Raw genomic sequence first — 21,597 nt, forward strand, 5'->3', positions numbered from 1 at the left:
CTGGCGCCATCCGCAGCGTTCTTCGGCGGCGGCCGTTGAACCGTACGGCTTCGAGCCGAAGGTTTGCAGGTTGCCTGCGCTGTGCAATGCTTCGCAGGCAGGCGGTTCCGGCAACCGGAACCGAAGGGGCGCGACGCCCCATAACCAACGCACGCAAAGCCGTGCATCACTCCACCAACAGGGAGCACTACATATGAATATGTCACTAAAGGCCCTCCTCGCCGGCAGCGCCATGGCGCTGTCCGCCAACGCTGCCGCGGCGATGGACGAGATCACCGTGGGCTACTTCCTCGAATGGCCGATGCCCTTCCAGTATGCGAAATCCATGGGGCTCTATGACGAGGCGATGGGCGTGAAGGTGAACTGGGTGTCCTTCGATGCCGGGACCGCGATGTCGGCAGCCATGGCATCCGGCGACGTTCAGATCTCCGTCAGCCAGGGCGTACCGCCCTTCGTCGTTGCCACCTCGGCCGGGCAGGACCTGCAGATCGTCGACGTCGCCGTAAGCTATTCGGAGAACGACAACTGCGTCGTCGCCGAAGCGCTGGAGATCGACAAGGACAGCGCCATGGAACTCGAGGGCAAGAAGGTCGGTGTTCCGATCGGCACCGCCGCCCATTACGGCTTCCTCAAGCAGATGAACCACTTCGGCGTCGACATCACGACGATGGAGATCGTCGACATGGCGCCGCCGGATGGCGCGGCGGCCTTTGCCCAGGGCAACCTGGACATGGTCTGCGGCTGGGGTGGCGCCCTGCGGCGGATGAAGGAGCATGGCAACGTGCTGCTGACCGGCGCGGAGAAGGAAGAACTCGGCATCCTCGTGTTCGACGTGACCTCGGTGCCGGCCAGTTTCGCGGCCGAGAACGCGGAGCTTCTGTCCAAGTTCCTTAAGGTCACGGCGGATGCGAACGCCATGTGGAACTCCGGCGAGAAGACAGACGAGATGCTCGAGGTCATTGCCAAGGACGCCGGCATGGACCTCGAAGCGACCCGTGAGACCATCGACACCTTCATCTTCCCCTCGGTCGAGGACCAGTTGAGCGAAAAGTGGCTCGGTGGCGGTGCGCAGGAATTCATGCTCGGCGTGGCGAGCGTGTTCAAGGAAGCCGGCAGCATCGACGCCGCGCTGGACACCTATTCCGACGCCGTGAACACCGGACCGTTGAGCGCCATCGGCGGCATGTGACCCAAGCGAGGGCGGCGCCGTCCGGTGCCGCCCCATTCCCTCCCACAGACCCGAAGGAGAGCGCCGCACGATGGACGGCCTTCATATCGAGAATATCTCCATGCGCTTCGATCTGCCCGACAAGACGCATGTTCAGGCGTTGAAGGACGTCTCGCTGGAAATCAAGACGGGCGAGATCGTGTCGGTGCTCGGCCCTTCTGGTTGCGGAAAGACCACCCTGCTCAACATCCTCGCGGGCTTTCTTGCCCCGACCAGCGGCCGGGTGAGGATGAACGGTCACGTCGTCAAGGGACCGGATGCGGAACGCGGCATGGTGTTCCAGAAGGGCGCGCTCTTCGAATGGATGAGCGTGCGCAAGAACGTTAGTTTCGGCCTTCGGATGAAGGGCATGCCGCAATCCGAACGGCGCGTGATCGTGGATCACCTGCTGGAGACCGTCGGCTTGCGGGATTTCAAGGAAAAGGCCGTTTATGAACTGTCCGGGGGGATGCAGCAGCGGGTGGCGCTGGCGCGTTGCCTCGCCAATGATCCGGACGTGATCCTGATGGACGAACCGCTCGGCGCGCTCGACGCGCTGACCCGCGAAAAGATGCAGGGGCTGGTTCTGAAACTCTGGAAAGAGACCGGCAAGACGGTGATCCTTATCACACATTCGGTCGAAGAGGCGCTGCTGCTTGGTGAGCGGTTGATCGTGATGGCGCCGCGGCCGGGTCGGATCTATCGCGAATACAACCTTCCTTTCGCCGACAGGGGCGTCGATGCGGATCTGCGCGAGGTCAAGAAGAGCGAGGGCTTTTCCGAGACGCGTGACGAGATCCTGTCGATGATCTGGGAAATGGAAGAGGAGATCATGGGACGTTCGGAGACGGTGAAATGACCGGCTGGATCATCCTCATCCTGTATGTCGCGCTCTTCGCCGGCTCCTACATGGTGGTGCATTTCGTGCGCGGCCTGATGCAGTCGGAGCACGATTACAACTCGCTCAAGACCGTGACCTTCGGAGACGAGAGCGCGATCCGGCCGGACCGCGCCGGCTCGATCATCTCGGTTCTGGTGATCTTCCTGATCTGGGGTGCCTTCACCGGCTCCAAATGGGCGCCGTTCCACATGCCGGGACCCTTCATCGGCGATACCAGCTTCAGCTATTCTGCGACCGACGCCTCGGGCGCCACGGACGATGCAGTGATTCATGTGATCGTCCACGAAGTCGGCGACAAGGTCGATTTGCCAGATGTTGCTCCGGGAGACGGCTTTGCAGCGGACGACATGGTGGCTGTCGGCGCCTGGCGTTCGACGCTGATCCGGGCTGTCGACAACGATGGCGACGGCGCCTCTGTCACGGCGGTCGACGGGAAACCGATTGCGCCGGGCGAAACGGTGCGGGTGGGAAACGGAAAGGTCACGATGACCGCCAAGGGGTCGCTCAATTTCGAGCCGGCCAAGGGGCTTCAGATGGAGCCGATCTGGATGCCGTCACCCGAAGCCGTGGTCGCGCGCTTTGTCGAGATCGCGTCAGAAGGCTACCAGAACTTCACCCTTTGGGAACATCTCGGATGGTCGCTCATGCGGGTCATCGCCGGCTTCATTCTCGGCTCGCTCGTTGGGATTCCGCTAGGCTATGCGATGGGCCTCTCCGGCTGGTTCCGCGGCTGGTTCGACCCGATCGTGGAGTTCATGCGCCCGGTCCCGCCGCTGGCGCTGATCCCGCTGGTGATCATCTGGTTCGGTATCTGGGAAACCGGCAAGATCGTGCTCCTGTTCCTCGCCGCGCTCTGGATCATGACCATCGCGGCAAGGGCAGGGGTCTCGGGCGTCAACATCAGCAAGGTGCACGCTGCCTATTCGCTCGGTGCGAACAAGCGGCAGGTGCTGACGCATATCATCGTGCCGAATTCCCTGCCCGAGATCTTCACCGGTGCGCGGGTTGCGATGGGCGTCTGCTGGGGCACGGTGGTCGCGGCCGAACTGGTCGCCGCCCAGAAAGGCGCGGGGATGATGATCATCGCGGCCTCCAAGTTCCAGCTCACCGATATCGTGATCATGGGCATCATCCTGATCGGCATTATCGGTTACGGGATCGATATCCTGATGCGAATGGCCGAGCGCGTCCTCGTGCCCTGGAAGGGAAAATCCTGATCTGACCCCGCAGCCCGCCACCAGATGGCGGGCCGCGGCTTCGATTATCAAACGAGGCCTGTCCGCATCCCGCGGTACCGTTGCGCTCGCGAGGAGACAGTGGCGCCCACGGGATGACAGGTGAGGCCGCCGAAATCCCGCCCTCCCATGCTCGCGCCCGCGTTTCGCTCAACTTTCGCCACACGCGTTAGGTTTTCCCTCATCCGATAACGGTAAAGGTTTGAACGAGTACACGGGAGAGGTGTGGGGTGCCGATAGAGTTGATCGTGAACGGGAGCTTCGATGACAAGGCCAGCGGCTGGTCTGGAACCGACATCGAAGCTCAACACACCGAGAACACCTACCAGCGGAACGGGTCGACCGACCGGGTCGCGGAGATGAACGGTAGCAAGGACCAGACAACCGTCATGCAGCAGACCTTCTCGGTCAGCAATCCGGTGACAACCGATCTGGTCTTCGATGCCGCGCTGCGGGCATCCGGTCCGGTGGAAGCCGGACAGGACGGCTTCACGGTGGAACTGCTCAATGCGGATGGAAGCGTCATTTTCAGCGAGACGATCCTTCCGACCACGACGGATTTCATGACATACAGTTTCGAGATCACCTTTCCCGTCGCCGGGGACTACACGCTACGGTTAACGGAGATCGGGCCGAACGACAGCTATGGGGCGTTGGTCGATGACATTTCGATCATGGTCTGTCTGGCCGATGGCACCCGGATCGAGACGCCGTCGGGGGACCGCCTGATCGAGGATCTCGCGCCCGGCGACGTTGTCTCCACCAGCAAGGGGCCGTTGCCGATCCGCTGGATCGGCTCGCGGCGGGTGACGGCGGAAGAGATGGCGCAGAACCCCAAGCTGCGTCCGATCCGTATCCGGGCGGGCGCGCTCGGCCACGGCCTGCCCAAAGCTGACCTCCGGACCTCGCGCCAACATCGCCTGCTGGTGAGCTCGAAGATCGCACAGCGGATGTTTCATGCGCACGGCGTGCTAGTCAGTGCGATCCGCCTGACGGCCCTTCCGGGGTTCGAGATCGAGCCGGAGATGAAAGGTGTCCGGTACTTCCACATGCTCTTCGACGAGCATGTCGTGGTAACAGCCAACGGCGCGCCGACGGAGGCGCTCCTCGCCGGCCCGGTCGCGCTCAAGGCGCTGTCGCCCGCCGCCCGCGAGGAGATCCTCACGCTCTTTCCCGAGATGGCCGACGCGGCCTGGTGCCCGGAGCCCGCGGCAACGATCCCCAGTCGGAAACGGCAGATCCGACTGGTGGAACGCCATGCGAAGAACCTGCGAACCGCACTGATCGCACGCCCGCCGGGCGGGGCCGGCATTTCTTCGTTGGCATAGCGGGTACCGGAAGGGCGTGCCGAAGTGTTTTCAGGCCTCAGACGCGAGCTGGTTCACCGGGTAGGCGGGCGGCTTGCCACGCGCGAAGCGGACGGCTTCCTCGGCGACCTTGCGCTTGAGTTCCTGCGCGGATTGCTCGGAATACCAGCCCATGTGTGGCGTCACGATACAGTTCTCGAAGGAGAGCAGGGGCGAGGTGGCCGCCAGAGGCTCGGACTCCACCGTGTCGATCCCGGCCCCGCCCAGCTTGCCGGAGGCAAGCCCCTCGGCCAGCGCGTCCTCGTCGACTATGCCGCCGCGCGCGGTGTTGAGGATGATCGCACCGGGCTTCATGCGCGCGATCTCGGACGCGCCGATGATGCCGCGGGTTTCCTCCGACAGGGGGCAATGGATCGAGACCACGTCGACGATCGCGATCATCTCGTCAAAGGTCAGCTGCTCGGCGCCGGGCAGAAGCTCGCACAGCCCTGGCTTGTAGGGGTCGCAGAGCACCACCCGACTGCCCAGGGCCGCGACCTTCTCGGCAAAGAGCCGGCCGATCCGACCGACTCCCAGAACACCCACCGTCATGTCCCTGATCCGTCGCACCGGGATCGCCATCCGGTAATCCCACTCGCCCCGGCGCGTGGCGGCCGCGATCATCGGGATCTTGCGCACCAGCGCCATCATCAGCCCGAGCGCATGGTCAGACACCTCGTACATACCGTAATCTGGCACGTTGCAGATCTGAACGCCGTGCCGCGTCGCTGCGTCGAGATCGACGGTGTCGACGCCGACCCCGTAGCGCACGACCAGCCCGAGATCGGGCCGGAGCGCGGCAAGGACCCGGTCGGTGAAGGGGCCGTATTGCGTGAGTATGACATTGGCCCCCGCGCATTGCGTGATCAAGTCTTCCTCGGTGCGACAGGCGAAATGCGTGTAATCTAGCCCCGCGTCGGCGAGGATGTTCTTCTCGATCTCCATCGACTCGTGGTCGCAATCGGCGACGACAATCTTCATCGGGTTTTCCTTCGTTGTCCGAACTCTGGGGCGGTGGCCAATTGGGCCACCGACCATGGGAGCGGCGGGAATGCGATATCGGACGGGCCGGGCACCCGCGTCACGCCTCGCAATCGACGAGCACCTTCACAGCGTTCACCGCAGGGTCGGCGATCATGTCGAACACCGTCGCGGCCCCGCTCAGCGGCACGGTCTGGGTGACGACCTTGGCGAGGTCCTCGGCCAGCGTCTCCGCATAGGCCACGGACATCTCGAACTCGCGCTTCGTATAGACGCGCGATCCGATCAGGATCTGCTCCTTGAAATTAATGTCGCGCAGATCGACGGAGCGTGGCGCCTTGTGGATGCCGGTCATGCAGATGGTGCCGCCGACGCGGGCGAGGCGGGTCATCTCGGCGGCGGCGCTCTCCACGCCGGAGCATTCGAAGACGATGTCGACGCCTTCGCCGTCGGTCGTGGTGTCGATATACTCGACGAGGTTTCCCCGAGCCACATTCACCGTTTCGAAGCCGAAACTCTTGCAGAGGTCGAGCCGGGCCTGGTCTATGTCGGAGATCACGATGCGCGAGGCGCCGGAGTGCTTGAGCACGATCGCGGTCAGCACGCCGATCGGCCCCGCGCCGGTGACGACGGTGGTGTCGAGCAGGTTGAATTTGGCCTGGTGGAGCGAGCGGACGATCACGGCGAGCGGTTCGACCAGCGCGGCGATCTCGTCGCTCAGGGTGTCGGGCACCTTGAAGAGCACGTCTTCGTCGATCCAGGCGTAACCGGCCATGCCGCCGTCCCGGTCGATGCCGATGAGCTTGAGGGTCTTGCAGACATGCGGATGGCCGGTGCGGCAGGGCTGGCATTCGCCGCAGGAGATCAGCGGATAGGCGACCACCCGGTCGCCGGGCGCGAACTTGCCGGAGCCGGCCCGCACCTCCTCGATGGTGCCGACGAACTCGTGCCCGAGGACCAGCGGCGCCTTGGCGCGCGGGTGCTTGCCGGTGAAGATGCCGATATCCGTTCCGCAGACACCGCAATAGCGCATCCGCACCTTCGCCTGCCCGCTGCGCCCCTCGGGGACGGGGATATCCTGCACCTCGACTTTGTGTGGTGCGGTGTAGACCAGCGCTTTCATGTAGCCACTCCTTTCTGGGGGCCGGCGCCCGGGCAACCTGCTCTTGCGCCGCAACTTCTTCTGCCGTCCGCGATTGCCTCGCGGGCGGTTACGTCTCGGACGAGGGCTCTGGAGGTCTGCCCCCGATCGCCGCCATCAGATTTGCCGCCGACCGTGCGACCGCGTTGCGCGAATCCTCGAAACTCACGACCTGGTGATGGAGGCTGTCGGAGTTCAGCGTCAGGAAGGGCATGGTCAGAACCGCCTCGACCTCGCCTTCCGAGTTGAACACCGGGTAGCTGATGTTGGTGATGCCGCTCACCTGCGGGCTCGCGCCGAAGAAGAACCCCTGGCGGCGGATCGTGTCCATCTGCGACAGCGCGCTCCGGGCCTGCTCGGGGGTTGCGGTGGTCGCCGCAAGGATCGCGTTTCGTTGCTCGGGGGTCTTGAAGGCCAGCATCGCAAGGCCGGAACCCGACCCGTGAACGTCGATGCGGGCGGCCTGCCGGATCGAGAAGCCCATCTTGTAGGGGCTTTCCTGCTTGGCGACGATCAGCATCGCCCCGTCGTGATAGACGGCGATGTGGCACGATTGCTGGGTCAGTTCCGCCAGCTTGGCCAGTTCCGGCCGTCCGGCGCTGAGCAACCGCTCAATCGGCGGGTGCTTGTTGGAAAGTTCGAACATCTTGAGGGTCAGCCGGTACTTGCCGGTGCCCTTCTCGAGCGCGATGTAGTTGCGGCGCTCCAGCACGACCAGCATCCGGAACAGTTCGTTCACCGACCGCCCCAGGGCGTCGGCGATCTCCTTCTTGGACATGGGCTCGTCGCGGATGCTAAGCAGTTCCACAACATCCAGTCCGCGTTCCAGGGCGGGGGCCCGGTACTTGTCGGCTTGGTCTGTCACGGCGGTCTGTTCTGTCATGGCATTCTCCCCCGGCCGGTTTCTCCATCCTACCGGCCAGTACTGCCCAGCATGTCTGTCGGCAAGGCCGACCGAACCTGGAGCCTTATGGCCGGCACATGGCTGTCTTCAGCGTCCTCAGAGTATCAAAAATTTATATGCAAGCAATGTTATTTGCATATGAAAATAGGCGCAGGGTTCGGTGCGACGTGAGCTTTCGCTTAACCAGATGAATAATTAAGAAAAAACCCGAACTCCCTCCTGTGTTTTGGATCGGGATGTCGCACGCCTGGCCTTCGTATGGGCGGAGCTGTGCGGCGCGCAGTCGCGCGGCCATCAAGATTTCATACTTGACGAAATGCTTTCATTTATGAACAGTCATGGCAAGCGGGCCCGATCCCCGACGGCCGGCGAGACAGGGAGACACGCCAATGGGCAGCGAGAGAAAGCAGTACGTTTACACCATCAAGGATTTGCCGCTGACGCCGATCGTCGAGGACCAGGGAATCAGTACCCGGTTCCTGCTCGGCGACAACATCATGGTGAGCTTCATCGAGAACCCGCCGGGGGCGACCTTCCCGATCCATCACCACGAGTGCGAGCAGATCATGATCATGACCGAGGGCACCGAGGATCACATCATCGACGGCCAGCTCATGCCGATGAAGGCAGGCGATGTCGCGGTACACCCCTCGAATGTACCGCATGGCGGCAAGACAGAAACCGGCATGAAGGCGATCGACATCTTCGCGCCGCACCGGCCGGAGCACCTGGCCAAGATGGCGCAATACGGCACCATGCCGAACGCCGACGGGACATATCCCGCCAAGAACAACATCGAGGACTGACGACCCCGACCAGACACGCCAACGACACCACGTATCGACACTTCAAGGGAGGAAACCATGGGAATGCTGTCGACGATGATGAAGGCCACGGCTTACGGCGCCGCACTGAGCGTGATCGCTCTGGGCGCCGCACAGGCCGAGGTGACGCTCAAGCTCGGCCATTATGCCGAGATCGACCACCCCGCCAATGTTGCGGCTCAGCAAATGGCCGACCGCGTGGCCGAGCGCACCAATGGCGAGGTCACGATCACGATCTTCCCCGCCAACCAGTTGGGCGCGCCCGACGAGGTGCTGGAGCAGAACGTGCTCGGCGCTATCGACATGTCGCTGCCGACGCAAGGGCACCTTGACAAGTACTCCAAGAAGTTCGCGACCGTCATGACGCCCTTTGCGTTCCGCGACCGCGAGCACGTCTACCAGGTGCTTGATGGACCCTTCATCGAATGGGCCGGTCCGGACCTTGAGGCGCAAGGCCTTGTGTACCTGTCCAACTGGGATTGGGGGTTCCGCAACCTGACCAACGGCGTGCGCCCCGTGAACGTGCCCGAGGATGTCGAAGGGCTCAAGCTGCGCACGCCGCCGGAACTCCAGCTTCAGGCCGCCATGTCCGCGCTTGGCGGCAACGTCACGCAACTGGCCTTCAACGAGCTGTATCTGGCCCTGCGCCAGGGCGTCGTCGACGGGCAGGAGAACCCGCTTTCGGTGATCTTCCACAACAAGATCTACGAAGTGCAGGACAACCTGGCCATCACCCAGCACGTCTACAACTCGATGGTGAGCGTCATCTCCAAGAGCAGTTGGGACAAGCTGACGCCGGAGCAGCAGGCGATCCTGAAGGAAGAAAGCGCCGCTGCCGGCAATCTGATGCGCGAGCTGATGACGGAAGAGGACGAGAAGCTGATCTCCGAGCTGGAAGCGCAGGGGATGAAGGTGACCTATCCTGACCGCGAACTCTTCAAGGCGAAGATGGGTCCGGCCTACGAGGCCATCGGCAAATACGCCGGCGAGGACAATCTGAAAGCCTTCCTCGACATGCTCTGACACCACTGCCTGACGGTCCGTCCGGGCCGTCAGGTTCCCCGTAATTCAGGAGGGTCAGATGTCGCCGACGCTCATCTTCGTGGGCCTTGTTTTCCTTATCATGATGGGCGTTCCGGTTGCGATTGCGCTTGGCGCCATCTCTCTGGTCGCGATGCAGGACAACCTGCCGGCCCTCGGGCTCATGGCCCAGCGGATGTATTCATCCACGACCGGCTTCACGTTGCTCGCCATTCCCTTCTTCATCCTTGCCGGCAACCTGATGAACACCGGCGGGATTACCGAGAAGATCTTCCGCTTCGCCAAGGCCGCGGTCGGCCACTACTGGGGCGGGCTGGGGCAGGTGAACATCTTCGCCTCGCTAATCTTTTCGGGCATGTCCGGCGCGGCTGTCGCCGATGCTGCCGGGCTCGGCAAGATCGAGGTCAAGGCGATGGTCGATGACGGCTACGACCCGGAATTCGCCGCTGCTGTGACGGCCGCCAGCTCCACCATCGGCCCGGTCATCCCGCCGAGCATCCCTTTCGTCATCTACGGATCGATGACGGGTGTCTCGGTCGGCAAGCTCTTCGTCGCCGGGATCGTGCCCGGCGTGCTCATGGGCATCGCGATGGCGGTCGCCGTCTATTTCATCTCCAGGAGACGTAACTACCCGCGCCGTCCGAAACTGCCCGGAAGCGAGCTGCGGCAGAGTTTCAGCGAGGCGTTTCTGGCCCTGCTGACGCCGATCATCATCGTGGGCGGCATTCTTGGCGGTTGGTTCACGCCCACCGAAGCGGCGGTGATCGCATGTATCTACGCCCTCGGCCTCAGCGGACTGGTTTATCGCGAACTCACCTGGGCCAAGCTTTGGCACATCCTCGAGGACACACTGCTCCACACTGTGCGTGTGATGTTCATCATGGCGACCGCCGGCTTCTTCGCCTGGGTGCTCACCATGAACCAGGTGCCGCAGGCGATGGTCTCGGGCCTCACCACGGTCACGCAATCCCCGGTGCTTCTGCTGCTCATCATCATCGGGGCGCTGCTGGTGCTCGGCATGTTCCTCGAAGGGATCGCGGTGATCCTGATCTGCGTGCCGATCTTCATGCCGGTGATCGATCTGATCGAGATGGACACAGTCCAGTTCGGGGTGGTGATGATCCTGGCGTCGATGATTGGTCTGCTAAGCCCGCCGGTCGGCATGTGCCTCTACGCGGTCGCCTCGATCAGCAACGTCAAGATCACGGCCCTAAGTCGCGAGGTGGCTCCCTACATTCTCGGGATCTTCGTCGTGTTGCTGTTGGTGGCCTTCGTTCCGGCCGTGTCCCTGTCCACAGTCTGGTTGATGGAGTAGGCGATGCTGGATTTCATCTTCAAGATCGACAGCGTTTTGGTCCGGGCCCTGCGGGTGATGGCCGTCTCGCTGCTCTGCCTGCTCTTCGTTCTGCTGTCGCTGAACGTGATCTTGCGGTTCTACCCCGTCTTCTCGATGGGGTGGTTCGACGAGATCGTCGAGCTGAGCTTCGCATGGATCGTCTTTGCCACCGCCGCCGTGCTGTGGCGGAACCAGCATCACCCCAAGATCGACCTGGTCGAGGCGCTGCTGGAAGGCACGCGGGCGAAATACCTGCTGCTCAGCGTGATCGAGTGCATCAACATCTTCTTCCTGTCCGCCTTCACTTGGTTCGCCTGGTCGCTGGTCACCAAGGCCAGCGCGGCGTCGCCGGTCTTCCAGATCCCGAGAAAGCTGTTCTACGTCGTGATGCCGGCAGCCGGGCTCTACATGACCGTCGTCTCGGTGTTCTTCCTGGTGATGTACCTGACGAAACTCTTCGGAACGTCGCACGGCGGGCAACAGCCGGACAGCGGAACCTGATAACGGAAAGGACATGGCAATGTCGAAACTTCTGATCACCGGCGCGAGCACCGGCATTGGCGCGGCGACAGCGCGCCTGCTGGCCCCGGGCAACGAGCTGTTTCTCGTCTACAACAGGTCGGTGGAGCAGGCCGAGGCGCTGAAGGCGGAACTGTCGGACGTCGCCAAGGTGCATCTCCTGCAATGCGACATCACCAGCGAAATCGCCTGTATCGACCTGTTCCGCCAGATCGCCAAACTGACGAACACGCTCGACGTACTGATCAACAACGCCGGCGGCCTGATCCGGCGGCAGCCGGTCGACGGGCTGGAATGGCGGCTGATGGAGGAGATCTATGCGCTGAACGTGTTCTCGCTGATGAAGATCACCTCGCTGTCGATCCCGCTGCTGCGGCGTGGCACCAACCCCTGCATCGTGAATCTCACCTCCGTCGCCTCGCGCCACGGCGCGCCGGGAGCGACGATCTACGGCAGCGCCAAGGGCGCAGTGGATTCGCTGACCCGCGGCTGGTGCAAGGAGCTTGCACCCGACATCCGCGTCAACTCGATCTCGCCCGGTGTGATCGACACCCCGTTCCACGAAAAGGCCGCGACGCCCGAGATGATGACCGCCTGGGCCGAGGCCAACCCGCTCAAGCGCAATGGCGTGGCCGAGCACATTGCCGACGCGATCCGGTTCGTCATCCAGAACGACTTCGTGAACGGCGAGAGCATCGACGTGAACGGCGGCCTGCACATGCGCTAGAGGGCAAGCTGCCGCGCCCGCCACACCGACCCGACCAAAGGAGAAACGATGAGCAGTGCCACCTCCGCCCGCGACCTGATCTACAACAACATCGACATGATCATGGCCAATGCCCAACGCCTGCGGGCGGAGGAGACGGTATCGCTGGCCCAGTTGCTCACGCCGGAGTTCATGACGGCCTTCACGTCCTTGCCGTCGGTCGCCGCGATGTTCGCGCTGGCCGGGGAGGCGCGGGTGGACGAGGCTGCGCTGGAGCGCATTCCAGATGCAGAGTGGGAGAGGATCGTGCGCGAGACCACGGCGTTCTCGAGTTGGGCCGACATGTTCGAGGCCGCGTCGCAGGCGTGGGTTCGGGGCCGCCTGCTGGACGGCTGCGAGGGGGCAGAGGCGCGTCTTTGAGGGACAGAGCGCGGCGCGTCCAACGCCAGTTGCCAAGCTGTGATCCGGCCACCTAACGTGTGCGCGCCGGTGGCCCGGATTCGCGCCGGCCACACAGGAGCCCTCATGCGCCAGATCACCGAACCCGCCCGCAGCGTGGATGTCATCCACGAAACCGATGTCATCGTGGTCGGCTCCGGCCCCGGCGGGCTGGCCGCTGCGCTCGCGGCGGCCCGGGCCGGTGTCGAAGTGGCGCTGGTGGAGCGCTTCGGCTGTTTCGGCGGCAACATCACCGCCGTCGGGGTCGAAGGCTTTGCCTGGTATCGCCACGAGGCCACCATCGAGGCCGGCGGTATCGGGCGCGAGTTCGAGGACCGCGCAAGGGACATGGGCGCCGCGGTGCCCGAGAGCCAGTCGCTGAGCTACGAGCTGGACAGCGAGGGCTTCAAGATCGTCGCCGACCGCCTGGTCGAGGAGGCTGGCATCCGGCCGATGATGCATCGCCAGTTCGTCGCGCCGGTGATGGACGGCGACCGCGTGATCGGGATCATCACCGAGTCCAAGGCAGGGCGCGAGGCGATCCTCGGCAAGCTGGTGATCGACGCCACCGGCGACGCTGACGTTGCCCACCGGGCCGGCGCTCCGACCCTGATGACGCCCCCGGAGAAGATGATGGCGGCCTCCGTGATGTTCCACCTCGCGGGCGTCGACAAGCGGGCCTTCATGGAGGGGATCAAGGCCGATCCGCAGACCTACAAGGATTGGGGCGGCGGTGGCGAATGGACCATCGAGACCTCCGGCAAGGAGGACGACATGTTTTCGCCCTTCATCAAGAAGCCCTTCGAGCGGGCCATCGAGGAAGGGCTGATCCCGCCGCATCTGAACACCATCGCAGGCACCTGGGGCGCGATGCACGATACCGGCGAGCTGACCTACATGAACCTGATCCATCTCGACGAGGTGGACGGCACCGACCCCGACAGCCTCACCCGCGGCGAGATCGAGGGGCGTCGGCAGGCGATGCTGGCGGTCGAGGCGCTCCGGCGCTTCATGCCGGGCTGCGAGGGCGCGCGTCTGAGGAATTTCGGCATGACCATCGGCATCCGCGACACGCGCAAGATCGACGCCGCCTACAACATGACCGAGACCGATGTGCGCGAGCAGGGACGGTTCGAGGATTCGATCGGGATCTATCCCGAGTTCATCGACGGCTACGGCATCCTGATCCTGCCGACGACCGGGCGCTACATGCAGCTGCCCTATCGCTCGATGTTGCCGCAACGGGTCAAGGGCCTGCTGGTGGCAGGCCGGTCGACCGGGGGCGACCGGATCGCCCATGCGGCCACGCGCAACATGTCCTGCTGTGCGGTCGTGGGGCAGGGGGCGGGCGTCGCCGCCGCGCTGGCGGTGAAGTCCGGACGCGATTTCGCGGAGGTCGATCTGGGCGCGGTTCAGGCGGAATTGCAGCGCCAGGGCGTGCGCATCCACTGACCGTCGGCTACCAGCCGAAACGATCCCGGATGCGGTAGACCAGCACCGAGGGCGCGAGAAACCACGGCGATCCGGAGTAGAATGGCCGGGTCGGGTGCGGGATGCGGTCGAAGGCCGTCTCGCCCCCGTCCAGCCCGGCCGCCTGCCGGCCGATCTTCATGCCGAGGTAGCCGGCCATCCCGACGCCGGAGCCGCAATACCCCATGGCGTGAAACAGCCCGGCATCCTCGCCGCAATGCATCAGCGTGTCGAAGCTGTAGGCGACCGTGCCAGCCCATGAATGGCTGATGCGGGTGCCTTCTAGGTCGGGGAAGAGCCGGATCAGCTCGGCGAGCAGGATCGGTCCGCTCCTGTCCGGATCGGATTCCGCCAGCGACACCCGGCCACCGAACAGTACCCGTGTCCTGTCAGGCGAGGGGCGGTAGTAATAGACCAGCTTGCGGGTGTCCGAGAGGACGCGGTCGGTCGGAAACAGCCGGTCCATCAATTCCGGGGCGATGGGCTCGGTGGCGATGACGTAGGAGCCGATGGGGATGACCCGCCGCCGGTGCCAGGGCGACAGTGGCCCGCTGTAGCCGTTGGTAGCGAGCACGACCTTCCCAGCCCTGATCGCGCCCTGTTCGGTCCGCACCCGGAAACCCGCGTCCAGCCGCTCCAACTCGGTGGCCCGGCAGGTCGGCACGATCCGCACCCCCGCCGCCCGGGAGAGTGCGAGCAGCCCGGCGTGATACTTCCCCGGATCGAGGCTCGCGTGCTTTGGAAAGACTGCCCCGCCGTGGTAGGCCTCCGTCCCCAGTTCCGCCGACATCTCGGCGCGTGGCACCATGTAGGCGCCGGTCTCGAAGGCCGGATTCGGAGTGGCGATGCTGCGGGCGAGATGGTCGTAGCTCTTGGCGAGATGTGCTCCGTGGAAGCGCCCGACGCTTTGGAAATCGGCGTCGATCCCTTCCTCCGCGATGAACGCCTGCGTGAAGTCCAGCGAGGCCTGCCCGTCCCGTAGGATCGCCTCCGCCGTGTCCGCGCCGTAGCGCGCCGTGAGCATTGCGAAAGAGGGTTTCACGCTGGTCGAGACCTGCCCGCCGTTGCGCGTGCTGCATCCCCAGCCCGGCGTTTCGGCCTCGAGAACCACCGTGCCGAGCCCCGCGCGAGCCGCCTGAAGCGCTGCGTGCAGCCCGGTGTAGCCGGAGCCCACGACGACCACATCTGCCTCTGCCGGGAGGGCATCGGCCGTGGCGCTGTCGGGCGGGCTCGCTTCCCACCAGTAGGGGGCCGCCTTGTAGTCCGGGGCGAAGGCGGAAGCGCGGGGCATGTGGCTAGTCGGACCGTGGTGGGCGCTGCACCGCGACCGAGATCAGCGCCAGCATCCCCGAGCCGACCATCAGGAAGAAGGAGACGGCGTTGAGCACCGGCGTCGAGCCGACTTTGGCCATGCGGTCATACATGGTGATCGTGAGCGGGCTTTCGGACCCCACCAGGAACAGAGTGGTGTTGAAGTTCTCGAAGGAGACGAGAAAGGCCACGATGCCCGCCGCGATCATTGCCGGGCGGAGGAAGGGCAAGGTGATCGTGCGCAACACCCGTGCGTGCCCGGCGCCGAGGTTCAGCGCGGCTTCCTCGAGCGACTGGTCGAACTTGCGCAAGCGGGCGGTGATGACGAGCGAGGTGATCGTGGTGACGAAGGAGAACTGCCCCATCACGACGAGAAAGATCCCGGGTCGCAGGAATTCCAGCTCCATCCCGAACCGGTTCTCCATCGAGTTCGCGATGTTGCTCGCCAGCACGAGGATGGAGATGCCGAGGATGACGCCTGGAATGACAAGCGGCACAATCATCATGATGTAGAACACGTTCTTGAACGGGAAGTCGCGGCGCACGAAGAGGAAGGCGTTGGTGGTGCCGACCGCGACCGAGAGGGCGGAGACCATCAGCGCGATCACGAAGGAATAGTAGAGACCGCGCAGCAGCCGCCTGTCGTGGAACATGCCGAGCTTGGGTTCGGTGTCGTTGAAGAACCAGTCCAGCGTGAAGCCTTGCCAGGGCAGGGCGGGGAAGAGCGAGTCGTTGAAGGCGAACGTGCCCGCCGCAACCAGCGGCGCGGCGAGAAAGACGAAGAAGGCCACGACATAGGCCCTGTAGCCGAACATCAGCGCGCGATTTGTGTTTGCCCGTGCCATGCGCCGCGCCTCAGGTCTTTGCCACGGTGTTCGCAAGCGACTGCCCGCTGAGCCGCAGCCCGAGCCAGACGACAAGCGAGGTGAAGGCGAGCAGCAGGATCCCGAAGGCCGCACCGGACTCCCAGTTGAAACGGGTGATGAACTGGTCGTAGATCTGCTCGGTGAACCAGCTCGAATTCTTGCCGCCGAGCAGGATCGGCGTCAGGTAACTCCCGGCCGTCAGCATGAAGACGACGATGCAGCCGGCGACGATGCCGGGCATGGCGTAGGGGATGATGATCCGCCTGAGCACGGTCAGGGTGTTGCCGCCGAGGTTGTAGCCGGCCTCGATCATGTCGTCGCCCATGCCGTCGAGGGTCGAGACCAGCGGCACGATCATGAAGAGGATCACCGTGTAGACGAGGCCCACGACGACCGTCACGTCGTTGTAGAGGAACTCGATGCCCTCGGTGGTCATGCCGGTCCAGATCAGCATGCTGGAGACCACGCCCGTTTCGCGCAGCAGCAGGATCCAGCCGAAGGCGCGGATCAGGTCGCTCACCCAGAGCGGGATCAGGCACATCAGGAACAGCGCGCCGCGGGACCGCTTGCCGGCGATCTTGGCGATGTAATAGGCGACCGGGAAGCCAATCAGCAGCGCCAGTACGGTCACGAGCAGCGACATGGAACCGGTTCGCAGCAGCGTGTTCCAGTAGATCGGCTCGTTGATGAAGTCGATGTAGTTGCCGAAGCCGAATTCGTAGACCCGCGGCGCCACCTTCTCGCGCAGCGAGAGGGCCACCATGCCGATATGCGGCAGGATGATCAGCAGGGAGATCCACAGCGCGAAGGGGGCGAAGAGCAGGATCAGCGACAGGCGTTTGGCATCGGCGGACATGACCTGCTCCTCAACTGGCGAAACACATGGTCTGAGCACTTGCCCAGTCGAGCCGCACCGCGTCGCCCTCCCGTAGGTCCTGTGGGCCGCCGGTGACCACGACGTCGGCCTCGATCAGGTCGCCCGCAGGGCCGCGGACCAGGACGCGGCTGTTGGCGCCGTTGAAGAGCACGCCGTCGACCTTGCCGCGAACCGTGTTCTCGGCGGCAGGCTGCGGGGGCGAGGCATCCAGCGGACTCGCGGTGACGAACTCCGGGCGGATGAACACCTCGACGGCCTCGCCGGGGGGGATTTCACGCGCGCCGCGCGGGGTGCCGACTACCGTGAGGCCGGCCTCGGTCTCGACCTTGACCTCGCCGCCCTGCACATCGACGGCACGCCCCTGCCAGCGGTTCGAATCCCCCACGAACCCGGCCACGAAGGCGGTTTCCGGCGCGTGGTAGAGTTCTTCCGGCCGTCCGACCTGCTCGAAGCGTCCGGCATTCATGACGGCGACGTAATCGGACATGACCAGCGCCTCGGACTGGTCGTGGGTGATGTAAACGAAGGTGGTGTCGAACTGGTTCTGCAAAAGCTTGAGTTCGATTTTCATCGCCTCGCGCAGCTTGAGGTCGAGCGCGCCGAGCGGCTCGTCGAGCAGCAGCACGTCGGGATTCAGCGCCATGCAGCGGGCGATCGCGATGCGCTGCTTCTGTCCGCCCGAGAGCTGGTGGATCTCCCGCCGGGCGAGGTCGGGCAGGGCGACGCGCTCCAGCACGTCGGCCACCTTGCGCGCGATCTCGTCCTTGGAGGCCCCGGCGCAGCGCAGCCCGTAGGCAATGTTCTCGTAGACATTCATCATCGGGAACAGCGCGAGGTGCTGGAACACCATCTTCACGTTGCGCTTGTTCGGCGGCACCGACAGCACGGACTTTCCCTTGATGCTGATTTCGCCTGCGGACGGATCCTCGAAACCGGCGATCATCCGCATCAGCGTGGTCTTGCCGCAGCCCGACGGCCCCAGAATGGAAAAGAAGGTGCCGCTCGGAATCCGGAAGGAGACATCGTCGACTGCGCGAAAGTCTCCGAAATCCTTGCTCACCCCCGTGCATTCGAGGTCATAGGCGTCCGCTGCGGTCATGGCGTCCCGTGTCTTTGTCTTGAATTCTCGGGGAAGGGGTCGGAGCGGCGCACCTGGCGCCGCTCCGGTCGTGTCAGGTCAGCCTCCGGTGGCGGCCTTGATCTTCTCCAGCGTCTTGCCTTCCATGTCCTCGACACCCGGCGGAATGTTGGCGAAGAACTTCAGGTTGTCGATGTCGGCCTGCGTGAAGGCCGCGTTCACCGCCGCCTTCTTGTCCTCGGGCAGCAGGTCCGCGCCGCCGTTGACCGCCGCGATGGCGCCGGTGCTGGCAGACATGATCGTGATGTTCTCGGGTTCGAGCACGAAGTTGATCCACTTGTAGGCGGCGTCGTCGGCCTTGCCCTTGGCGGGGATCGCGAAGGTGTCGATCCAGGTCAGCGCGCCGGTCTCTGGCGGAATGAACACGATGTTCTGGTTCTGGTCGTAGAGCTTGTAGGCGGTCGAATCCCAGGTTTCAGCCGCGACGATCTCGCCCGAGAGCATCATCGCCGACAAGTCGTCGCCACCCTGCCAATAGGCCTTGATGTTTTCCTTGCAGGCGATGAGCTCGTCCGCGACCTTGTCCAGCAGTTCCTGGTACTTGTCGAGGTCGGAGTACATCGCGAAGGGGTCTTCGCCCATCGAGAAGGCCGTGGCCAGCAGGATCGTCCGCTTCAGCCGCATCGAGGTCTTGCCCTTGTAGGCCGGATCGCAGAGATCCTCCCAGCCGTTCACGTCGGGCGCCTGGGTAATGTCTGCCATCAGGCCGGTGGTGCCCCACTGGTGCGGCACGCCGTAGACGTTGCCGTCGATCGTGGTGTTGGCCTTCACCGCCTCCAAGTGCACCGGCGACATCATGTCGGTGTTGATCTGGGACAGGTCGAGCGGCTTGTAAATGTCGTATTCAAGTTGCGCGGCGTAGATGCGGTCGTGGCTGGGCTGGGCCAGATCGAATCCGGCGCCGCCGGTCGCGCGGAGCTTGGCGATCATCTCCTCGTTGTTGGAGAAGGTCACTTCGACCTTGATGTCAGGGTATTTCTCCTCGAATTTCTGGATCAGCTCCTCGGGCGCGTAGGAGCCCCAGGTCAACAGGCGAAGGGTTTCGGCGCTGGCGGTTGACGCCATCAGGGCCGTGGCGGCCACAAGGCCGGGCAACACTATGCTAGATCTCATCGTAAACTCCCTGTGAAATTGCTGTGGAGCCTCTCGGTGGGCTCCTGTCGGGACTGTAGGACAGAAATCCGGCTTTGTCTTCGGCTTCGTTTTCGCCGCGATTTCAGAGCCCTCCGATACACTTCTGCTGCGGGCCGCGGGCGCGCCCGCGTGGGTCTGCTGCTTGCCCGCCGCCGGTTCCGGCCTGTAGTCTGACCCGCATGCTGCCTCAGGGAATGCCCACATGAGCTCCGTCCGGTTGCGCCTGCTCGTGCTGGCGCTGGCGCCGCTTGTCGTGCTGATGCCGGCGCTCCTGCTGATCGGGATGACCCGCTGGACAGCCGATTACGACAAGGTTCTGATCGCCAACGTGGAAAGCGACCTCAGGATCGCGGAGCAGTACCTGTCCCGGATCATGGCCGGCACGGGCGACGAACTTCGCGGCGTGGCCGAATCCGCGGAGTTCGCCCGGGTGCTCGACGGCGGCGGGGACGAGACAGCCGCCTTCTTCGAACGCCGAAAGGCGGCGATGGGTCTGGATTTCCTCTATTACCTCTCCGCCGATGAGGCCGCGGGTGTGGCGGATCACTGGCCGGTGATCGCCTCCGGGCTGGCCGGACGGGCGGACACGCGGATCGACATATTCGGCGCTTCCGATCTCGCGGGTTTGTCCCCCGAACTTGCGGCGCGCGCCCGGATCCCGCTGATCGAGACGGAGGCCGCCGTACCGACCACGCGGCTCGCCGAGGACCGTGGCATGGTCGTCCATGCGGCCAGCCCTGTGCGGCCTGGCGGCCGGACGGGCGTTCTGGTGGGCGGCATCCTGCTGAACCGGAACCTCGACTTCATCGATTCGATCAACGCGCTGGTCTACCTGAACGCGGTGACCGGCGGCGAGCGGCAGGGCACGGCGACGCTCTTTCTCGACGACGTGCGCATTTCGACAAACGTGCGGCTCTTCGAGGACGTGCGCGCGCTCGGTACGCGGGTTTCCGCAGCGGTGCGCGGGGAGGTGCTGGGCGAGGGCCACACCTGGCTCGACCGCGCCTTCGTGGTCAACGACTGGTACATCTCCGGCTACCTGCCGCTGACCGACAGCTTCGGCGAGCGGGTCGGCATGCTTTATGTGGGGTTTCTGGAAGCGCCGTTCGACGCCGCCAAACAGGCCGCATACCTGTGGATGATGGTGGCCTTTGCGGCGGTGCTGGCGCTCTCGGTGCCGGTGTTCCTGTGGATGGCCAAGGGGATCTTCGCGCCGCTGGAGCGCATGAACGACACGATGCGGCGGGTCGGGCAGGGTGACTTGTCGGCCCGCAACAACCACCGCGGCAGCCGGGACGAGATCGGCCTCGTCGCGGCCCATCTCGACGACCTGCTGGACCAGGTCCAGGACCGCGACCGCAGGCTGCGCGAATGGGCCGACGTGCTGCACGAGAGGGTAGAGCAACGGACCTCAGAGCTGCGGGAGGCCAACGTGAAGCTGGAGGAGACCTTCCAGCAGCTGGTGATGAGCGAGAAGCTCGCCTCGATCGGAGAGATTACCGCCGGGGTGGCGCACGAGATCAACAACCCCGTCGCCGTGATCCAGGGCAATGTGGACGTGATCCACGAGATCCTCGGGCGCGAAGCGGAGCCGGTAGCGACCGAGCTCGACCTGATCGATCGGCAGGTGGCCCGGATCCAGACCATCGTCGGCAAACTCCTGCAATTCGCCCGGCCCGGCGACTTCGCCGGCAGCGATCCTTGGGTGGACCTAGGGGCGGCGGTCGAGGATTGCCTGGTCTTCGTCGAGCACGAGATATCGAGTCGCGGGATCGAGGTACGAAAGGCCCTCGACCCGTCGCCGCCGGTGCGGATCGATCTGGGAGAGTTGCAGCAGGTCGTGGTGAACCTGATCGTCAACGCGGCGCAGGCGATGGAGCAGGGCGGCCGGATCGACCTGTCACTGCGCCCGGAGGCTCGGGAAGGGCGCGAAGGCGTAGGCCTGAGCGTTGCGGACACCGGGCCTGGCATCCCCGAAGGCCGGCTTGGCGCGGTGTTCGATCCGTTCTTCACGACCAAGCAGGCGGAAGGGACGGGCTTGGGGCTCTCGATCTCGCAGACGCTCGTGCAGCGGGCTGGCGGTCTGATCACGGCCCGAAACCGTCCGGAGGGCGGAGCAGAGTTCCGCGTCTGGCTTCCGGTCACCGATCCATTGGGGGAAGATGCATGATTCAAGTGATGCTTATCGGATCGAAAATCCCATTCCATTTCGGATACTTGAA

At 64.3% G+C, this 21,597-nt stretch carries 20 protein-coding genes; 12 read left to right on the forward strand and 8 right to left on the reverse strand.

The annotated features are described in order from the left end of the window. Positions 1-199: 199 nt before the first annotated feature. The 4 genes from ACFQ2S_RS05645 to ACFQ2S_RS05660 all read left to right on the forward strand — a co-directional run bounded on the left by ACFQ2S_RS05645 (position 200) and on the right by ACFQ2S_RS05660 (position 4,671). Positions 200-1,189: a taurine ABC transporter substrate-binding protein gene (locus ACFQ2S_RS05645; protein ID WP_386073636.1), complete on the forward strand. Its 990-nt coding sequence runs from the start codon at positions 200-202 to the stop codon at positions 1,187-1,189. A 70-nt stretch (positions 1,190-1,259) separates the two neighbouring features. Beyond that, positions 1,260-2,066, forward strand: a complete 807-nt coding sequence (locus tag ACFQ2S_RS05650; RefSeq protein ID WP_386073414.1) for a taurine ABC transporter ATP-binding protein — start codon at positions 1,260-1,262, stop codon at positions 2,064-2,066. After that, on the forward strand, positions 2,063-3,325 hold the full coding sequence (locus tag ACFQ2S_RS05655) for an ABC transporter permease subunit (protein ID WP_386073416.1): 1,263 nt from the start codon (positions 2,063-2,065) through the stop codon (positions 3,323-3,325). Before ACFQ2S_RS05650 ends, ACFQ2S_RS05655 begins: the two co-directional genes overlap by 4 nt. A 248-nt stretch (positions 3,326-3,573) precedes the next feature. Next, on the forward strand, positions 3,574-4,671 hold the full coding sequence (locus ACFQ2S_RS05660; protein ID WP_386073417.1) for a Hint domain-containing protein: 1,098 nt from the start codon (positions 3,574-3,576) through the stop codon (positions 4,669-4,671). A 30-nt stretch (positions 4,672-4,701) separates the two neighbouring features. On the opposite strand, the gene ACFQ2S_RS05665 is transcribed toward ACFQ2S_RS05660, so the two are convergent. The 3 genes from ACFQ2S_RS05665 to ACFQ2S_RS05675 all read right to left on the reverse strand — a co-directional run bounded on the left by ACFQ2S_RS05665 (position 4,702) and on the right by ACFQ2S_RS05675 (position 7,694). Beyond that, entirely contained in the window at positions 4,702-5,670 is a 969-nt protein-coding gene (locus ACFQ2S_RS05665) for a C-terminal binding protein (protein ID WP_386073419.1), read from the reverse strand. Between the two features lie 100 nt (positions 5,671-5,770). Then, positions 5,771-6,793 (reverse strand): zinc-dependent alcohol dehydrogenase, encoded by a 1,023-nt coding sequence (locus ACFQ2S_RS05670; protein ID WP_386073421.1) that lies wholly within the window; start codon positions 6,791-6,793, stop codon positions 5,771-5,773. Positions 6,794-6,881: 88 nt separating this feature from the next. After that, positions 6,882-7,694, reverse strand: coding sequence for an IclR family transcriptional regulator (locus ACFQ2S_RS05675; RefSeq protein WP_386073423.1), 813 nt, complete (start codon positions 7,692-7,694; stop codon positions 6,882-6,884). A 410-nt stretch (positions 7,695-8,104) separates the two neighbouring features. Between ACFQ2S_RS05675 and ACFQ2S_RS05680 the strand changes: the two genes are divergently transcribed. The 7 genes from ACFQ2S_RS05680 (at position 8,105) to ACFQ2S_RS05710 (ending at position 14,031) form a co-directional block, all read left to right on the forward strand. Next, complete coding sequence (locus ACFQ2S_RS05680; protein ID WP_386073425.1) at positions 8,105-8,521, forward strand: cupin domain-containing protein; 417 nt, start codon at positions 8,105-8,107, stop codon at positions 8,519-8,521. 57 nt (positions 8,522-8,578) lie between these two features. Beyond that, positions 8,579-9,562, forward strand: coding sequence for a TRAP transporter substrate-binding protein (locus ACFQ2S_RS05685; RefSeq protein ID WP_386073426.1), 984 nt, complete (start codon positions 8,579-8,581; stop codon positions 9,560-9,562). 58 nt (positions 9,563-9,620) lie between these two features. Next, complete coding sequence (locus ACFQ2S_RS05690; RefSeq protein ID WP_386073428.1) at positions 9,621-10,895, forward strand: TRAP transporter large permease; 1,275 nt, start codon at positions 9,621-9,623, stop codon at positions 10,893-10,895. A 3-nt stretch (positions 10,896-10,898) separates the two neighbouring features. Then, positions 10,899-11,417 carry a TRAP transporter small permease gene (locus tag ACFQ2S_RS05695; RefSeq protein WP_386073430.1) on the forward strand — a complete coding sequence of 173 codons (519 nt, stop codon included), beginning with the start codon at positions 10,899-10,901 and terminating at the stop codon, positions 11,415-11,417. Positions 11,418-11,436: 19 nt separating this feature from the next. Then, positions 11,437-12,162 carry an SDR family NAD(P)-dependent oxidoreductase gene (locus tag ACFQ2S_RS05700; RefSeq protein WP_386073432.1) on the forward strand — a complete coding sequence of 242 codons (726 nt, stop codon included), beginning with the start codon at positions 11,437-11,439 and terminating at the stop codon, positions 12,160-12,162. 48 nt (positions 12,163-12,210) lie between these two features. Beyond that, a complete protein-coding gene (locus tag ACFQ2S_RS05705; protein ID WP_386073434.1) occupies positions 12,211-12,561 on the forward strand; it encodes a hypothetical protein in 351 nt (116 codons plus the stop codon). Between the two features lie 105 nt (positions 12,562-12,666). Next, the gene (locus ACFQ2S_RS05710) at positions 12,667-14,031 is read left to right on the forward strand and encodes an FAD-dependent oxidoreductase (RefSeq protein WP_386073436.1); all 1,365 of its coding nucleotides are present in this window, start codon (positions 12,667-12,669) and stop codon (positions 14,029-14,031) included. A 7-nt stretch (positions 14,032-14,038) separates the two neighbouring features. On the opposite strand, the gene ACFQ2S_RS05715 is transcribed toward ACFQ2S_RS05710, so the two are convergent. The 5 genes from ACFQ2S_RS05715 to ACFQ2S_RS05735 all read right to left on the reverse strand — a co-directional run bounded on the left by ACFQ2S_RS05715 (position 14,039) and on the right by ACFQ2S_RS05735 (position 19,354). Next, on the reverse strand, positions 14,039-15,340 hold the full coding sequence (locus tag ACFQ2S_RS05715) for an NAD(P)/FAD-dependent oxidoreductase (protein ID WP_386073438.1): 1,302 nt from the start codon (positions 15,338-15,340) through the stop codon (positions 14,039-14,041). A 4-nt stretch (positions 15,341-15,344) separates the two neighbouring features. Beyond that, complete coding sequence (locus ACFQ2S_RS05720; protein ID WP_386073440.1) at positions 15,345-16,205, reverse strand: ABC transporter permease; 861 nt, start codon at positions 16,203-16,205, stop codon at positions 15,345-15,347. Between the two features lie 10 nt (positions 16,206-16,215). Continuing rightward, a complete protein-coding gene (locus tag ACFQ2S_RS05725) occupies positions 16,216-17,082 on the reverse strand; it encodes an ABC transporter permease (RefSeq protein WP_386073442.1) in 867 nt (288 codons plus the stop codon). 10 nt (positions 17,083-17,092) lie between these two features. Further along, entirely contained in the window at positions 17,093-18,202 is a 1,110-nt protein-coding gene (locus tag ACFQ2S_RS05730; protein ID WP_386073444.1) for an ABC transporter ATP-binding protein, read from the reverse strand. A 78-nt stretch (positions 18,203-18,280) separates the two neighbouring features. After that, entirely contained in the window at positions 18,281-19,354 is a 1,074-nt protein-coding gene (locus ACFQ2S_RS05735) for an extracellular solute-binding protein (RefSeq protein WP_386073446.1), read from the reverse strand. Between the two features lie 223 nt (positions 19,355-19,577). Here ACFQ2S_RS05735 and ACFQ2S_RS05740 point away from each other — a divergent pair, with 223 nt between their 5' ends. After that, entirely contained in the window at positions 19,578-21,545 is a 1,968-nt protein-coding gene (locus ACFQ2S_RS05740) for a sensor histidine kinase (RefSeq protein ID WP_386073447.1), read from the forward strand. The last annotated feature ends 52 nt before the right edge of the window (positions 21,546-21,597 follow it).

The sequence above is a fragment of the Tropicimonas aquimaris genome (assembly GCF_042676185.1).
GTDB classification, from domain to species: domain Bacteria; phylum Pseudomonadota; class Alphaproteobacteria; order Rhodobacterales; family Rhodobacteraceae; genus Tropicimonas; species Tropicimonas aquimaris.

Bases quoted from the DNA above. Each gene is read 5' to 3' on its own strand.
- ACFQ2S_RS05675 (WP_386073423.1), bottom strand. From the start codon at position 7,694: ATGACAGAACAGACCGCCGTGACAGACCAAGCCGACAAGTACCGGGCC.
- ACFQ2S_RS05655 (WP_386073416.1), top strand. From the start codon at position 2,063: ATGACCGGCTGGATCATCCTCATCCTGTATGTCGCGCTCTTCGCCGGC.
- ACFQ2S_RS05700 (WP_386073432.1), top strand. From the start codon at position 11,437: ATGTCGAAACTTCTGATCACCGGCGCGAGCACCGGCATTGGCGCGGCG.
- ACFQ2S_RS05740 (WP_386073447.1), top strand. From the start codon at position 19,578: ATGAGCTCCGTCCGGTTGCGCCTGCTCGTGCTGGCGCTGGCGCCGCTT.
- ACFQ2S_RS05645 (WP_386073636.1), top strand. From the start codon at position 200: ATGTCACTAAAGGCCCTCCTCGCCGGCAGCGCCATGGCGCTGTCCGCC.
- ACFQ2S_RS05710 (WP_386073436.1), top strand. From the start codon at position 12,667: ATGCGCCAGATCACCGAACCCGCCCGCAGCGTGGATGTCATCCACGAA.
- ACFQ2S_RS05730 (WP_386073444.1), bottom strand. From the start codon at position 18,202: ATGACCGCAGCGGACGCCTATGACCTCGAATGCACGGGGGTGAGCAAG.
- ACFQ2S_RS05670 (WP_386073421.1), bottom strand. From the start codon at position 6,793: ATGAAAGCGCTGGTCTACACCGCACCACACAAAGTCGAGGTGCAGGAT.
- ACFQ2S_RS05735 (WP_386073446.1), bottom strand. From the start codon at position 19,354: ATGAGATCTAGCATAGTGTTGCCCGGCCTTGTGGCCGCCACGGCCCTG.
- ACFQ2S_RS05685 (WP_386073426.1), top strand. From the start codon at position 8,579: ATGGGAATGCTGTCGACGATGATGAAGGCCACGGCTTACGGCGCCGCA.
- ACFQ2S_RS05650 (WP_386073414.1), top strand. From the start codon at position 1,260: ATGGACGGCCTTCATATCGAGAATATCTCCATGCGCTTCGATCTGCCC.
- ACFQ2S_RS05690 (WP_386073428.1), top strand. From the start codon at position 9,621: ATGTCGCCGACGCTCATCTTCGTGGGCCTTGTTTTCCTTATCATGATG.
- ACFQ2S_RS05705 (WP_386073434.1), top strand. From the start codon at position 12,211: ATGAGCAGTGCCACCTCCGCCCGCGACCTGATCTACAACAACATCGAC.
- ACFQ2S_RS05720 (WP_386073440.1), bottom strand. From the start codon at position 16,205: ATGGCACGGGCAAACACAAATCGCGCGCTGATGTTCGGCTACAGGGCC.
- ACFQ2S_RS05695 (WP_386073430.1), top strand. From the start codon at position 10,899: ATGCTGGATTTCATCTTCAAGATCGACAGCGTTTTGGTCCGGGCCCTG.
- ACFQ2S_RS05665 (WP_386073419.1), bottom strand. From the start codon at position 5,670: ATGAAGATTGTCGTCGCCGATTGCGACCACGAGTCGATGGAGATCGAG.
- ACFQ2S_RS05680 (WP_386073425.1), top strand. From the start codon at position 8,105: ATGGGCAGCGAGAGAAAGCAGTACGTTTACACCATCAAGGATTTGCCG.
- ACFQ2S_RS05725 (WP_386073442.1), bottom strand. From the start codon at position 17,082: ATGTCCGCCGATGCCAAACGCCTGTCGCTGATCCTGCTCTTCGCCCCC.
- ACFQ2S_RS05715 (WP_386073438.1), bottom strand. From the start codon at position 15,340: ATGCCCCGCGCTTCCGCCTTCGCCCCGGACTACAAGGCGGCCCCCTAC.